Source organism: Micromonospora terminaliae (genome assembly GCF_009671205.1).
Classification (GTDB): Bacteria; Actinomycetota; Actinomycetes; order Mycobacteriales; family Micromonosporaceae; genus Micromonospora; species Micromonospora terminaliae.
The window spans coordinates 663965-678209 of record NZ_CP045309.1 but is presented as its reverse complement, the minus strand read 5'-3'; the positions used below and the strand labels follow the sequence as shown (position 1 = coordinate 678209).

Here is a 14245-nt window from a genome sequence, read left to right as displayed (position 1 = left end):
GGGACGCGCTTACGCTTGGTACGGACGCGGCGTAGCGCCCTGGCCGGTGTCTGGAGGCGAGCCATGGTACGCAGAGGTCTTGCTGTGCTGCTGGGTGCGGCGTTGGGGTTCGTGGGGCTGGCCGGGGGCGCCTCGCCGGCCCGGGCACTGCCGACCCCGAGTGGATACCCGATCACCGGCGTGGACGTGTCCTACTTCCAGGGGCCGTCGTTCGACTGGGCCGCGACGGCCCGGGGCGGCGCGGCGTTCGCCTACATCCGGGCCAGCGAGCAGGACGGCCGGGTCGTGCCGCACAACAATCCGGATCCCTACTACGCCACCAACCGTGCCGGCGCCCGGGCCAACGGCCTGTACACCGGGGCGTACCACCGGGCCCGCCCCGACCTGAGCAGTGGCAGGCAGCAGGCGGACGTCCTGCTCGGCTTCGCCCCGTACGTCGCCGACGGGCGCACCCTTCCGCCGATGCTGGACATCGAGTGGCCCCGGGCCGACTGGGGTGTGAACGACTGCTACAACATGACACCGGCCCAACTGGTGGCCTGGATCCGGGACTTCGTCACCGAGATCGCGGTGCGCACCGGCCGGCCGGCCATGATCTACACGAACACGAACTGGTGGAATCCCTGCACGGGCGGCAGCCAGAGCTTCGCGGCGAACCCGCTGTTCATCGCCAACTACTCGCAGAACCCACCGCCGCTGCCGGCCGGCTGGGCGTCCTTCACCATGTGGCAGCACGCGGCGGGCACCGCCATCCCCGGCTCCGACTACTCCTCGGCCGACCTGGACGTCTTCAGGGGCGACCACGCGGCCCTGGCCCGGCTGCTCGGCGGCCCCGCGACCAGCCTCCTCGCGACCGTCAACAACCGTTACGTGACCGCGGCGAACTCCGGCACCTCGGCCCTGATCGCGAACCGGACCACCGTCGGCCCCTGGGAGCAGTTCGACCAGATCGACGCGGGAGGCGGGTTCGTGGCGTTCCGCGCCCGGGTCAACGGCCGGTACGTCACCGCGGAGAACGCGGGCACCTCGCCACTGATCGCCAACCGCACCGCCGTGGGAGCCTGGGAGAAGTTCCGCATCGTCACCAACACCGACGGCACGATCAGCCTGCTGGCCAACGCGAACAACCGGTACGTCACCGCGGAACGCGCCGGCACCCAGCCGCTGATCGCCAACCGCACCGCCGTCGGCCCCTGGGAGAAGTTCCGCGCCGTCCCGCCGCCGGCCCCGATCCAGCTGCTCGCCACCGTGAACCTTCGTTACGTGACCGCGGAGAACTCCGGCGCATCGGCCCTGATCGCGAACCGGACCGCCGCCGGCGCCTGGGAGCAGTTCGACCAGATCGACGCGGGAGGCGGGTTCGTGGCGTTCCGCGCCCGGGTCAACGGCCGGTACGTCACCGCGGAGAACGCGGGCACCTCGCCACTGATCGCCAACCGCACCGCCGTGGGAGCCTGGGAGAAGTTCCGCATCGTCACCAACACCGACGGCACGATCAGCCTGCTGGCCAACGCGAACAACCGGTACGTCACCGCGGAAGGCGCCGGCACCCAGCCGCTGATCGCCAACCGGGCCAGCAACGGCGGCTGGGAGAGGTTCGTCCCGATGACCGGCTAGATCGGGAAGCGGCCGCGGCGCCACTGCCAGTGGCGGCCGGCCTTCAGGTGGTCGACGACGGCGCGTTGGAGCACGGTGCCGCGCGGCAGCTGGTCGAGCGGCGTGGTCAGGGTGCGGAACACGAACCGCAGCACCTCGACGTCGCCGTCCAGCCCGTCCGGCTCCTCGTAGGGCTCCAGCTCGAACCTCCGCTGGAACCGGATGATGTTGGAGTCCTCGGGCAGGTACTCCCGCAGCTGCGGGTCGAGCAGCCACGAACCGCAGGAGAACGCCGTGTAGTGCTCGTCGGGAAAGTGGCGTGGGAAGAACTCGCGGGCCTCGTCGAGCGACGCCGCGACCGCCTCCGGGGTCAGCGGCCCGGCGTCGGGAATGTGCAGGTCGATGGTGGCGTCGCCGCGCTGGTGCTGCACCCGGCCCAGCTCGTAGAGGCCGCCGCGCGCGTGCAGCGTCAGCCAGCTCTGCATGACCGGCCAGCCCTCACCCCGCATCCGCCGGTCGACCGCGAGGTTGCGGCCCAGGTCCGCGAGGGTCGCCCACGACACGGCGTCGCCGATGCCGTGGTCACGGTGGTACGCCCGGACGACGTCCACCAGGGCCAGGTACGCGTACACGTAGAGGTGCCGCCAGGCGAGGCCCCGTTCGCGGGGCAGCGCCGGACCGGGCGGCAGCCAGCCGTGGCCCCCGAGATCGGCGCGGACCAGGGCGGTCGAGCGGTCGAGCAGCCAGCGCAGCTCCGGAGTCCACAGTGCGGAGTCGGGGTCGGGCCAGCCCGCCATGATCTCGGCGGCGTCGTCCGGGCGTACCGCGAGCCGGTCCAGGATCGCGGGGGCGTCGCCCTTGGCCGGCAGCGGAGCCGAGGGCCGGTCACCGGCGAGCCGGTGCACGCGCTCGACCTCTTCGACGGGTACCCCGAGCCGGGCGGCGGTGTCGTCCAGATCCACGCGGACGACCGTACCCACCGGTGGGGTGGCCGCAACAGCCCCGCGGTGGTCGAGCCCCCCGCCCACGCCGGGCGGCACGGCGAGCGGCGCGGCCCGGGGCGGCGGCACCCAGCCGCCGCCCCGGATTCGGCGGGAGTCAGGCGATCCGGTAGGCCCGCAGGATCGTCTGGGTCACGGTGTTGCCGGCGCCGTCGGCGGCGGTCAGCCGCAGCGAGACGAAGTCGGGCTGCCGCGGGTGCCGGATGAGGGCGCTGTCCCCGTGCACCCGCAACGCGACCCACGTCCTGCCGTCGTCGAACGAGGCGGAGACCGCGAGCAGCCGGCCGGGCCCGGCGGTGGAGCCCGCCTGCCGGTCGAGCGCCACGGGGAGGGTCGTCGTCGTGCCGGCCCGCGCCGTGTTGGTGTCGTCGAGCGTGGGTGTCGGCCGGGCCGTCGTCAGGGGCAGCCGCTCCGGCTTCGACGTGTGCGCGGAGGTGAAGGTCCAGGCCACCGAGACCGCCGTCGACAGGGTGTCCGGTGCGCCGCGGGTGACGGTCGCCTCCAGGCGGTAGCTGGCCTTGCCGGGCGGCACCGGGAAGTCCGCGTACGCGCTGTCCGCCGTGGCGATCTCCGTGCCGTCACGGAACAGCCGGAGGCGGACCGGCAGGTCGTCGCGGCTCGCGGGGCGCCCGGCCGCGTCACCGAACAGCGGCGGCGACGCGATCGAGATGGTGTCGCCGTCGCGGCCCGCGTACCCCAGTGGCGCCAGGGCCGGGGCGCCGCCCACCGTGGGACCGAAGGGCGCCGCGTTCCAGGTCTGGGTGTACGTCCGGCCCGGCTGGAAGGTCGATTCCTGTGTGGTGAGGTTGTCGCCCTCGACGAACGTGGACGTCCAGACGATGCCGCCGTCGGTGTTGTAGTACTCGGTGGCGCGGAACGGCAGGTCGAACGACGTGCGCGAACCGATGGGCCCCGCACCGCCGGGCGACGCCGCGCGGTGGAAGCGGACGGCGGAGGCGGTGGTCGACTGGCTCCGGTAGGTCGCCTTGACGGTGGCGAGGTTCTTCGGGGACAGGGTCCGGGCGAGGCCGGTGAACATGTCGCCCTGGCGGACGTACGCGAGGTCGTAGGTGTACGGGCTGTTCCGGAAGCTCCGGTCGGGGCCGGGACGGGCGAGCCCGACGCCCAGCGTCGCGGTGAACTCGGGGGCCGTCACGACCGGGCCGATCCGGCCGAAGAAGACCTCCTCGAACGACTCGCCGTCGAGTTGCACCCCCGGGTAGCGGAAGCCGTCGTTCCAGTTCGCGCTCACGTTGATCGAGATCGGTGCGGCATCCCGGTCGGGCAGGGTCAGCGAGACCGGGCGGGCCGTGCGGGCGTCGAGGGCCTCGGTGACCGGGCCGTGCACGTCGAGGACGGGCTGCGCGAGCAGGGTCGACGCGGCGCCCTCGTGGATGGTGCTGTACAGCGCGTACCGGCCCTTGGGCAGCCGCAGGACGCCGCCGCCCGGTTGCCCGTCCAGGGTGCTGAACTCGCCCGTCGCCAGGTTCGCCGCCACGGTGGTGTACTCGGTGGCCGGCCGGCCGCCGCGGCCGGTGTGGTCGAGCCGGACGTCGTAGCTCTCGATCTCCCGGTTGAGCGCGAACGGCGTCCGTACCCGCAGGTCGCCGGCGCCGGTGGCGGTCAGCGCGCCCTGGTAGAGCCCGTCGGGCGCGTCCACCCGGGTGTCCACGGTGATCGTCGCCTGGGCGCGGCCACCGGGCGGAACCACCAGGGTGGACGGGCTGACGGTGACCATGCCGGCCGGCGCCGGGGCGACGCCGAGCGTCAGCGTGACCGGCGCGGTGCCCGTGTTGCGGTAGCCGACGACCTGGGCGACGGGGGTGTCGTCGGCGTGGGGCCAGCGCTGGACCGGGAAGTCGATCGCGGCGACCTCGGCGGCGACCGGCTGGCTGACCGCGCGGCCGATGTCCAGCCGGCCCGCGCCCTGCTCGTAGAGGCTGTCCTCGCCGGCCGGCTTGGCCGAGTCCATGAGGGCGGCCTTGAGCTGTGGGCCGGACCAGTCGGGGTGCTGTCCGGCGAGGATCGCGGCCGAGCCCGCCACGTGCGGGGTCGCCATCGACGTGCCCGACATGGTGGCGTAGCCGCCGCCGGGGGCGGCGGCCACGATGTCCACGCCCGGTGCGCTGATCTCGGGCTTGATGTGGTTGTCGCCGACGCGCGGCCCCCGGGCGGAGAAGTAGGCGCGCTGGTCGTCCGCGTCGACGGCGGCCACGGCGAGGGCGTCGTCCGCGGAGGCCGGCGTCATGACCGACTTCGGCTTGCCCTCGTTGCCGGCGGCGACCACGAAGAGGGTGCCGTACCGGTGGCTCAGGTCCTGGACCGCGGTCTCCAGCGGGTCGAGGCCCGGCCGGTCGGTGTCGCCCAGGCTCAGGTTGACCACGCGGGCCTGCGCGGCGGCCCACTCCATGCCGGCGATGACGTCCGAGTCCAGGCACTCGTTGGTGGCGCAGACCTTGCCGACGACGAGCTTCGCGCCCGGCGCCACGCCCCGGTACCGGCCGCCGGAGGCGGCGCCGCTGCCCACGATGGTCGACGCCACGTGGGTGCCGTGACCGATGGTGTCGGTGGGGTCGTCGCCGCCGGTGAAGTCCCGGACCGCGGCGAGGTGCCCGGCGAAGTCGGGGTGGCCGGCGTCGATCCCGGTGTCCAGCACACCGACGGTCACCCCGGTGCCGTCGAAGCCGGCCTGCCAGGCGGTCGGTGCGCCGATCTGCGGCACGCTGCGGTCCAGGGAGACCCGGCGCTTGCCGTCCAGCCAGACCCGGGTGACACCGGGGGCGAGGGTGCGTTCCGACGTGGTGCCGCGGGTGAGGGAGGACCACAGCTCGGCCCGGCCGTTCCGGTCCGCCCGCACGGCCAGCGCGTGGGCGGCGGGAAGGTCCGCGTGCACCCGCGCGGCGCCCCGGACGGCGGCGGACCGCGCCGGCGCCGCGGCGTTCTCCGGGTACGCCACCAGCAGCGGCAGTTCGGCCGCCCGGTCGTCGTAGCCGTACTCGCCGAGCGTGGTGAGGTCGAACAGCCGCCGGTCGAGTCGGCCGTCGTGCAGCAGCGGCACGGCGTCCACCGGGATGACGTACCGGTGGCCCCCTTCCCGGCTGCTGACGAACCGCACTCCGGCCCGCCCGGGCGCCCGCTGGATCTCGGGTCGGCCGTCCGCGCCCAGCGACACCCGGTCCCCCGTGATCAGCGTGAAGGTGCCGGGCCTGCCGGTGACCGGCGCCGCCGGCCTCTCCTGCGCTGCCGCCGGGTGGGCCGTCAGGCCCGCCGCGGCGAGCGCGGTGGCGAGCACTCCCGCTGCCAGAGCGCGTCGTTGCCGTCGTCGCACGTCGTCCTCTCCGCCACGGGCCTCTCCCGGGACGGCACGATGACGCCTGGCCGGCTCGGCCGGTTGATCTCCGTGGGTGTGACGCCGCTCACAAACCTGGACCTGCCGGCGAAGCCGGATCTCGCGCCCGGGTTCCATGCGCCGGTGACCGCGGTACGAGGCGCCGGAGGGAGGTAGCGCAGGTCAGATGGGTGACGCCGAGGAGTTCGATGCCTTCTACACGGCCTGCGCGGGGCGGGTGGTGGGTCACGTCTATGTGCTGACCGGCAATCGCGGCGAGGCCGAGGACGCCGTGGCCGAGGCTTTCATGAGGGCCTGGCAGCGGTGGCGGACCGTGCGGGAGGCGGACAGCCCCGAGGCCTGGGTCCGCCGGGTCGCCTCGCGGATCGCGGTGAGCAGCTGGCGCAAGACCCTCAACCGGGTCCGCGCGCACCACCGGGCCGCCGTCGACCAGAGTGTGCCCGGGCTCAGCGAGGACCACGTCGCCCTGCTCCAGGCACTGCAGCGGCTGAGCCCCAACCAGCGCCGCGCCGTCGTGCTGCATCACCTCAACGATCTCAGCGTCGCCGACGTCGCCGCGGAGATGCAGGTGCCCGTCGGCACCGTGAAGGCGTACCTCGCCCGCGGACGGAGGGCGATGGCCGGGATGCTGACCGACACGCACCACGAGGGGGCCTCCCATGGCTGATCCACGCGACGACTTCGCGGCGATCGCCGACGGCGTCCGGCGCGTCGCCACGCTGCCCGGGCCGCAGGCCCTGCGCCGGCGCAGCGAGCAGCGCCGGCGGCGCCGGGTGGCCGTCACCGGCGTGGGACTCGCCGTCGTGGCCGTGACCGCAGGAACCGCCCTGCTCCCGGCCCGGGACCACGTCGTACCGCCGGATCCCGGTGTCGGCCCGGCGAGCCGGGTCACGCCGTCCACGCCATCCGCCGTCCCGTCCGTGACCCCCTCGGCGGGGCCCCTGGAGATCCTGGGCGGCCGGCGGCAGGTCCTGATCCGGGTTCCCGGCCTGGGTTCGGCCACCCTGGCGACCGGCCGGGACGACGACCGGGTTCGTGCCACCACCGAGCGGGGCATCGACGACCGGGCGCTGTGGGTGCTGCGCCCCGAGGGTGACCGGTTCCGGATCACGCTCGCGAAGCCGGACGGCAGCGCCCGGGTCTGCATGACCGTCGTGCATGACGCCGCCCCGGGCAGTGTCCGCGGCCGGGCGTGCGAGCCGGCCACCCCGGCCCAGCTCTTCACGATCGAGAAGGTCGCCGACGGGACCTACTCGATCTTCCAGGGCAAGCGCTACGTCCAGGTGGTGGACGGCACCAACGCCCTGGTCCCCGACCTGCCGGAGGGCCTGACCACCACGTACGAGTTCGAGGACCGGGGTCCCGCAACCGCGGGGCGGTAGCGCGGCGGCCACGCCGCCTCAAGTCAACCTCAAATCCAGCTCGGCCAATCCCTGCCGGCGACGAACCTGCCTACGCTCGTCGCAACCCGGCTCTCTCACGGTCCTCCCCGACCCCGTCACGGCGGCGACCACCGCCGTGCACGGGCCGACCCTGCGCGAGCCCGGCGTGACCGTCGCGGATGGACGGCCCGACCCGCAGCCTGGCCGTCCACCGCGTCAACCGCACGTCGCAAGCAGAAGGAGGGGAGAATGCGCCGTACACGACGACGCATCGCGCTGTTCGCGCTGCCCACCCTGGTGGGAAGCGTCCTCATGGCGACCGGGCCCGCGGGTGCGGATCCGGCCGGGCCGGCGGCCGCGGCCGGCCCGGGACGATCGAGCCTCGAGGTTCCGGAGGCCGCACGCCTCGTCCGCATCAAGCTGACCGGCGCCGACATGCTGGACAAGGTGACCGCCGCCGGCTTCGACCTCGAACACGGTCTGCAGCGGGTGCCGACGGGCATCGAGGGCGAGGCCGTGGCGACCGCCGAACAGGTCACCGAACTCAAGGCGCTGGGTGTCGAGATCCTCGGCGACGGCGAGGGCTTCGCCTGGAGCGAGGAGGCCGACGGCGGCCTCCAGACCCTTCGCACCACGGCCGTCCAGCCGCTCGCGCACGAGGAGACGGTACGGATCGCCCGTGCCGACTGGTTCACGACGAAGGGCCAGGGCTTCCTCTACGTCGAGGCGCGGACCACCCAAGGGGCGCAGACGAACCCGGTCGTCGGGATGCAGCTCGAGAACGACTCGGGCGCGGGCACCCCGTTCGGCTCCGCCCGGACCATGAGCCGGTTCGTCGACTCCGGGCAGTACATGTTCCACCGGAACCTGTTCAAGCTCGACGCCCGCCCGAGCCAGATCCGGGTCACGAGCTCGACGGGAGGCGTCGCCACCGGCTACGTCTCGAACTGGCTCGAGGACGGCGCGCCGCCGCTGACGGCGAACCCCGCCTACAAGTGGGACTTCGTCGACGGCTACCGGCACCCGCAGCAGCTCTTCGGCCGCGCCGAGGAGATCGCCCGCCAGTACCCGGACATCGCCGAGATCGTCTACCTGCCGAACAAGACGAACGGCTACCAGCGGAAGGCGCAGGCCACGATCGGCGGCACCGGGCAGAGCGCGGTCGTCGTCAGCTCGGCCGCCTGGGGCCACGAGGGCGGCAACGACATCACCGTCGAGTTCGTGGACCGGCCGGGGGCGAACCTCCCGCTCGCCGTCGAGGTCGCGGGCAAGGCGATCCGCGTCCTCCTCGCGAAGAACGCCTCCGGCGCGGCGGCGAGCACGGCCGCGCAGGTGGCGGCGGCACTGGAGAGCCAGTCCCAGGGCCTGGTCGACCGGGCGCACCCGTACCGGACCAACGCGGGTACCGGCATCGTCGCGGCGACCTCCGGGCCGGTCGCACTGACCGACTTCCTCGACCAGAAGCGCGTCGGCGCCCCGGAGGGCGAGGTACCGCGCGGCCCGGCCACGATCCCCGTCCTGCGGATCGGCAAGCACCGCGACGGCCGGAACCCGGGCGTGCTGATCCAGGCGCAGGACCACGCCCGCGAATGGGTGCCCGCCACGACCAGCCTGGAGTCGGCCGAGCGTCTGGTGCACAACTACACGTCGGACCGGGAGACCCGGAGGATCGTCGACAACACCGACATCTTCTTCATCCTGTCCAACAACCCCGACGGGGCGAACTACAGCTTCTACAACTTCGCCTCGCAGCGCCGGAACATGACGAACCACTGCCCGGACGACAACGCGGATCCGGCCCGGCGCAACTCCTGGGGCGTCGACCTGAACCGGAACTACCGGGTCGGGTCGGCTCACGACGGCTACTCGGGCGGGTCGTTCAGCTGCGTCAGCGACACGTACCAGGGCCCGGAGAAGCTGTCCGAGCCGGAGTCGAAGAACATCATCTGGCTGGTCGAGAAGTACCGGAACATCAAGTTCATGATGTCCGTGCACTCCAACGGCGGCCAGCTGTTCTGGCAGCCGGGCGCCTACATCGCGGACGGCCGGATCACCACGCCGCGTCCGCCGCTGGGTGACGAGGCGTTCTACTGGCAGTCGGCCGCCCGGATCCTGTCGCAGGTGAAGGCGCACCGGCAGACCGTCGTGACCCCGGAGAACGTCGGCGGCTCGTCGGACGTCCTCTACTCCTCCGCCGGCAACGTGCGCGAGGACCTCTACTACAACTACGGGATCTACGCCTTCGGCTGGGAGGTCGGCGGCTCGGTCTACAACCCGGCCACCGGCAACTGGCAGGGCGGTTCGTTCCAGCCGGCGTGGGTGGGCGACCCGGACCTGGTCAGCGGCCACTCCGAGACGATGGAGTACGCCAACGGCATCATGGAGATGTTCCGGGTCGCCGCGGACTGGGGCAAGGACCACCAGAAGCCGACGTCCCAGCTCGTTCCCGGCGGCGGGAAGTACAGCGGGTCTGTCGACGTGCGCTTCGAGACGAGCGAGCCGGCCACCATCTACTACACGACGGACGGCAGCCGGCCCACCCTCGAGTCGCCCCGCTACGCGGCGACCGAGTTCCGCGAGCCGGGGCAGGTGTTCCACGTGACCGAGACGACCACCTTCCGCTGGTTCTCGGTCGACAGCGCCGGCAACATCGAGCAGAACTACGACCCGTCCAAGAACGACAGCCGCAACAACTACCGCACGGCGACGATCACGATCGCCCAGCAGTAGCGCACGGTCAGCGCCTCGTCAGCGGGCTCCGTGCCCGCTGACGAGGCGCTGGCCGGGCTCCGAGGGAACTCGTGGTCATTGCTCCCGGGCCGGACGCAGCCCGGCGATGAGGAGTCCGACCAGGCGGCGGGCGTCATAGCGCGGGTCGCGGCCCGCACCGATGCAGAGGTTGCCGACGCCGCGCATCAGTTCGTAGGCGTGCACCTCGGGGCGGATCTCGCCCGCCGCCGCGGCGGCCTCGAGCAGGCGGGTGCACACCGGGACGAGGCGGTCGAGGAAGTAGGCGTGCAGGGACTGGAAGGCCGCATCGTCGGACTGCAACGCCTCGGCCAGGCCGTGCTTGGTGACCAGGAAGTCGACGAACAGGTCGATCCATCGAGCCAGGGCGGCGTACGGGCTGTCGCTGCCCGCCAGCAGGGCCGGCCCGGCCTCGGCACAGGCCTCGACCTGGTGCCGGTAGACGGCGACGACAAGATCGGCCCGCGTCGGGAAGTGGCGATAGATCGTCCCGACACCGACACCCGCCCTGGCCGCGATGTCGCGTACCGGCGCATCGACCCCGGAGGCGAGGAAGGCCGCGGCGGCCGCGTCGAGCAGGGTCTGCTCGTTGCGACGGGCGTCGGCACGCTTGCGCGAGGCGGACTTCTCCGCCGCGCCGTCGAGGTCGGCCACGTGGTGTTGCCTCCGTCACACGAGTTGGTAAGCGGAACGCTGTTCCGTATCGTTTTAACGGAACGGCGTTCCGCTTACCCTGATGATGCCAGGCCAGCAGGCCCATCTCCAAGCCGGGGCGCCATCCACCTGGTTCACACCCGTCAAGGAGAAACAAGATGCGCCACTCCGTTGAAGGCTCCGGCACACCGACCCCGGTCGTCTCGGTCGGCCCCGTCACGTTGCCGGCTCCGGACCGCGGCGACGATCTGCAGGTACGGGTCTCCGCCCCGGCGACCGGCTCGGACCTGCCCGTCATCGTCTTCTCGCACGGCTTCGGCTGGTCGATGAACGGCTACGCCCCGCTGGTCGACTACTGGGCGGCCCACGGCTTCGTGGTGGTCCAACCCACGCACCTCGACTCCCGGACCCTGAACGTCACGCCCGACGACGCCCGCTATCCCGACATCTGGCGTCTCCGCGTGGCGGACCTCCGGCAGGTCCTCGACGAACTGGATCTCATCGAGGCCGCCGTGCCCGGTCTGCGGGGGCGCCTCGATCAGAGCCGCGTCGCCGTGGCCGGACACTCCTGGGGTGGCCAGACGGCCAGCATGCTGCTGGGCGCCCGGGTCCTCCGCGACGGCGTCCCCGGCGAAGACCTGTCCGACTCCCGGGTCAAGGCCGGTGTGCTGCTGGCGACGACCGGCACGGGCGGAGCCGACCTGAGCCCGTTCGCCGCCGAGCACTTTCCCTTCATGAGCCCGAGCTTCTCGGACATGACCACGCCGGCCCTGGTGATCGCGGGCGACCGGGACGACTCGCCGCTGTCCGTCCGCGGGCCGGACTGGTTCACCGATCCGTACCACCTGAGCCCCGGCCCCAAGAGCCTGCTCACCCTGTTCGGAGCGGAACACTCCCTCGGCGGAATCACCGGCTGGACGGTCACGGAGACGACCGACGAGAGCCCCGACCGCGTCGCCCTGATCCAGCAGCTCACCTGCGCCTACCTGCGCAGCGCGCTCTGTCCCACGGACGCCGGGTGGGCCGCGGCGAGCGCCGAGCTGATCGACCACCCCGGTGTGCTGGGCCGTATCGACTCGAAGTAGCGCGCGCCGCGCCGCGCCCCGCATCGGCCTCGACGCCGGTGCGGGGCGCGAACGGCATGCCCGCGCCGTCGTGACGCGGTGCGAAAACGTCCGTGACTGCCGGCGTCCGCTCAGGAGACAATGAGGCCCGATCGTCGAACGGGGGCACGATGACTGAATCCGGCGTTCCTCGCACCCGCAACACCTCCCCCACCCTGGTCCCGGCCGTTGTCCATGCCCTCCGCCGCTCCGTCGGGACGCGGGCGCGCCGGATCCTGCTCGCCGTCACCCTCCTGCTCGGGCTGCTGGCCGCTGCCGGGCTCGCTCTGGCCGGACCGACTGGTGATCGCACCCTCGGCAAGCTCTCGGATCTCGTGCAGAGCCTGATGTCCGTGATCGTGCCGGCCTTCGGCATCCTGCTCGCCCGCGACCTGAAGCGTGCGGCCGGGACCGCCCGCCTCGCGCCCACCCTGCTGGCCGCGACGCTGCTCGCCGCCGCCATCGGTCTGTTCGGCCTCGTGGTGTGCGTCGCGGCCCTCGCGATGACCACGTCGACGGCTCCGGAGCCGTGGCGGCACGCCGGCACCATCGCGGCAGGCAGCGTCCTGGTCCAGGTGGTCGCCCAGCTCGTGGGCACCGGACTGGGCCTGCTGATGCGACGGCCCGCCCTCGCGTTCGCCGCCAGCATCGTCCTGCCGCTCGGCCTGTGGATCCTGCTGGGTGCCGTCGACGTCCTCAGACCGGCTCAGGCGCTGACCCCGTACTCCACCGTCCGGCATCTGCTCTCCGGCGAGATGAGTGCACTGAACTGGGTCCAGTGGCTGGCCGTCCTGCTCATCTGGGGTGTGGGCCTGAACGCCCTCGGCGCGGCGCGACTCCGGCGCGGTAGCCACGACCGCCGCCCCGCCCCGACTCCCGGCGAGCAGAGCCCCTCACTGAGCCAGTAGCCGCGCCGTCCCCCACCGGCCCCGACCGGTCGGGGTCGGTCGGACAGCGCTCAGGCCAACCGCGCGTACCACTGGGCGCCGGTCACCCGGATCCGCGTGGACTGCCTGCGGTTCCACTCCACCCGCATGCCGTGCCCGCGGAGCACCGGGAAGACGACCTCGTCCAGCAGCCGTTCCAGGTCCGCCTGATAGCGGGCCTGCTGCTCGGCCTCGGGCAGGGCGGCATAGGCGACCTCGTCGAAGTCCGCCGGCGGATAAGCGCCGTAGCCGAGGTAGACCTCGCCGTCCTCGCTCGCGAGCAGCGACTCCGTGTCCTGCTGGTGGTACCAGAGGTAGCCCTGCCAGTGCCGGGAGCCGTCCCGCTCGTCGTGAATCTCCGCGGCCGCGCAGGTGCCGCAGCAGCTGAAGTTCTCCCTGGCCAACACCCCGAGTTCGGCGAGGTCGGCGAAGGCGCGGGTGAGGTTGCTCCGCACCTCGCCCCAGTGCCGCTGCTGCTCGCGACGAGCCGCCAGCGCCTTCTCGTGCGCCGCCCTCAGCTCCTCGTCGGTGACGCCGTGACGCTGCTCGTCGTCGTCGAAGAACTCCACGAACTCGTCGGCGTCGTCCTCGCCTCGCAGGACCCAGTCCCAGAGCTCACGCTCGATCTCCCCGCGGCCCGGCTCCGCGATCCGCTCCGTCAGGAACCGGACGCCCTCGGGGCGGTCGTTGTAACCCCATCTCGTCACGGCGACGATGTTCACACGAGCCTGTGACACGCTGCGGTGGGCGATGCCGTCAGCCGGACGGCCTCACCAGCTGGTACATGAGGTGGTCCTGCCACCGGCCGGCGATGTTGAGGTATTCCGGTGCCATGCCGTACCGCACGAAACCGTTGCGTTCCAGCACCCGCTGGGATCTGACGTTGTGCAGCAGGGTCTCCGCCTGCACCCGGTGCAGCCCCAACACCTCGAAGGCCACCCGTACGATCTCGCGCACCGCCCTCGTCGCGAACCCCCGGCCATTGTGGCCGGCGCCCACCCAGTAGCCCATGGCGCAGGACTGGAACGGGCCGCGAACGATGCCGTTGAGGGTGATGCGGCCGATCACGCGGCCGGAGTCGTCGAGGATGACGTGGGGCAGCTTCGATCCCTGCTCGTGCTGCCGGAGATCGGCTCCGATGACGGCGTGCTGGCCGTCCGCCGTGAAGTAGTCCTCGCTCCGGATCGGCTCCCACGGTGCGAGGAACTCACGGTTGACGCGGAGCAGCTCGGCCAGGATTGGCGCGTCCTCGGAGGTGACGAGGCGGGTGATCTTCACCCGTTCATCGTCTCAGGCAGGCAGGCCCCTCCTGCGCGGGGTCGTTCGCCACGCCATGCCGCCGGCGTAGCGCTGGGCCGCTCACTTCCTCCGAGACGTACAGCGGTCGTTGCTGTCGGGACCGCCGATGTCGCCTGCGGCTGACCTGCTGTTCCGTCGCCTCGCATCCGCGGCCGTGGCCATTCGCGCCAGAACGAGATGAAGGCAC

At 72.5% G+C, this 14245-nt stretch carries 11 protein-coding genes; 6 read left to right on the top strand and 5 right to left on the bottom strand.

Annotated features, from left to right (window positions below; genetic code table 11):
* Window positions 1–63 precede the first annotated feature (63 nt).
* Complete coding sequence (locus GCE86_RS03150) at window positions 64–1617, top strand: GH25 family lysozyme (protein ID WP_154225505.1); 1554 nt, start codon at window positions 64–66, stop codon at window positions 1615–1617.
* On the opposite strand, the gene GCE86_RS03145 is transcribed toward GCE86_RS03150, so the two are convergent.
* Entirely contained in the window at window positions 1614–2558 is a 945-nt protein-coding gene (locus tag GCE86_RS03145; RefSeq protein ID WP_154225504.1) for an acyltransferase domain-containing protein, read from the bottom strand. The two genes, GCE86_RS03150 and GCE86_RS03145, sit on opposite strands and share 4 nt — an antisense overlap.
* Window positions 2559–2694: 136 nt before the next feature.
* Window positions 2695–5889 (bottom strand): S8 family peptidase, encoded by a 3195-nt coding sequence (locus GCE86_RS03140; RefSeq protein ID WP_163636976.1) that lies wholly within the window; start codon window positions 5887–5889, stop codon window positions 2695–2697.
* Between the two features lie 223 nt (window positions 5890–6112).
* Between GCE86_RS03140 and GCE86_RS03135 the strand changes: the two genes are divergently transcribed.
* The 3 genes from GCE86_RS03135 to GCE86_RS03125 all read left to right on the top strand — a co-directional run bounded on the left by GCE86_RS03135 (window position 6113) and on the right by GCE86_RS03125 (window position 10058).
* The gene (locus GCE86_RS03135) at window positions 6113–6613 is read left to right on the top strand and encodes an RNA polymerase sigma factor (RefSeq protein ID WP_154225502.1); all 501 of its coding nucleotides are present in this window, start codon (window positions 6113–6115) and stop codon (window positions 6611–6613) included.
* Window positions 6606–7328, top strand: a complete 723-nt coding sequence (locus GCE86_RS03130; RefSeq protein WP_154225501.1) for a hypothetical protein — start codon at window positions 6606–6608, stop codon at window positions 7326–7328. The genes GCE86_RS03135 and GCE86_RS03130 overlap by 8 nt, the downstream gene beginning before the upstream one ends.
* Window positions 7329–7577: 249 nt before the next feature.
* The gene (locus GCE86_RS03125) at window positions 7578–10058 is read left to right on the top strand and encodes a M14 family metallopeptidase (RefSeq protein ID WP_154225500.1); all 2481 of its coding nucleotides are present in this window, start codon (window positions 7578–7580) and stop codon (window positions 10056–10058) included.
* A 75-nt stretch (window positions 10059–10133) separates the two neighbouring features.
* Here GCE86_RS03125 and GCE86_RS03120 read toward each other — a convergent pair whose 3' ends face one another.
* Window positions 10134–10730, bottom strand: a complete 597-nt coding sequence (locus GCE86_RS03120) for a TetR/AcrR family transcriptional regulator (protein WP_154225499.1) — start codon at window positions 10728–10730, stop codon at window positions 10134–10136.
* A 158-nt stretch (window positions 10731–10888) separates the two neighbouring features.
* Here GCE86_RS03120 and GCE86_RS03115 point away from each other — a divergent pair, with 158 nt between their 5' ends.
* Complete coding sequence (locus GCE86_RS03115) at window positions 10889–11815, top strand: alpha/beta hydrolase family protein (protein ID WP_154225498.1); 927 nt, start codon at window positions 10889–10891, stop codon at window positions 11813–11815.
* 149 nt (window positions 11816–11964) lie between these two features.
* Window positions 11965–12741, top strand: a complete 777-nt coding sequence (locus tag GCE86_RS03110) for a hypothetical protein (RefSeq protein ID WP_154225497.1) — start codon at window positions 11965–11967, stop codon at window positions 12739–12741.
* Window positions 12742–12791: 50 nt separating this feature from the next.
* Here the strand turns inward: GCE86_RS03110 and GCE86_RS03105 are convergent, their stop codons facing one another.
* Together GCE86_RS03105 and GCE86_RS03100 are read right to left on the bottom strand one after the other, a co-directional pair.
* Window positions 12792–13466 (bottom strand): DUF6891 domain-containing protein, encoded by a 675-nt coding sequence (locus GCE86_RS03105; protein ID WP_154225496.1) that lies wholly within the window; start codon window positions 13464–13466, stop codon window positions 12792–12794.
* A 49-nt stretch (window positions 13467–13515) separates the two neighbouring features.
* The gene (locus tag GCE86_RS03100; RefSeq protein WP_154225495.1) at window positions 13516–14037 is read right to left on the bottom strand and encodes a GNAT family N-acetyltransferase; all 522 of its coding nucleotides are present in this window, start codon (window positions 14035–14037) and stop codon (window positions 13516–13518) included.
* Between the last annotated feature and the right edge of the window lie 208 nt (window positions 14038–14245).

Bases quoted from the DNA above. Each gene is read 5' to 3' on its own strand.
- GCE86_RS03150 (WP_154225505.1), top strand. From the start codon at position 64: ATGGTACGCAGAGGTCTTGCTGTGCTGCTGGGTGCGGCGTTGGGGTTC.
- GCE86_RS03135 (WP_154225502.1), top strand. From the start codon at position 6,113: ATGGGTGACGCCGAGGAGTTCGATGCCTTCTACACGGCCTGCGCGGGG.
- GCE86_RS03130 (WP_154225501.1), top strand. From the start codon at position 6,606: ATGGCTGATCCACGCGACGACTTCGCGGCGATCGCCGACGGCGTCCGG.
- GCE86_RS03125 (WP_154225500.1), top strand. From the start codon at position 7,578: ATGCGCCGTACACGACGACGCATCGCGCTGTTCGCGCTGCCCACCCTG.
- GCE86_RS03115 (WP_154225498.1), top strand. From the start codon at position 10,889: ATGCGCCACTCCGTTGAAGGCTCCGGCACACCGACCCCGGTCGTCTCG.
- GCE86_RS03110 (WP_154225497.1), top strand. From the start codon at position 11,965: ATGACTGAATCCGGCGTTCCTCGCACCCGCAACACCTCCCCCACCCTG.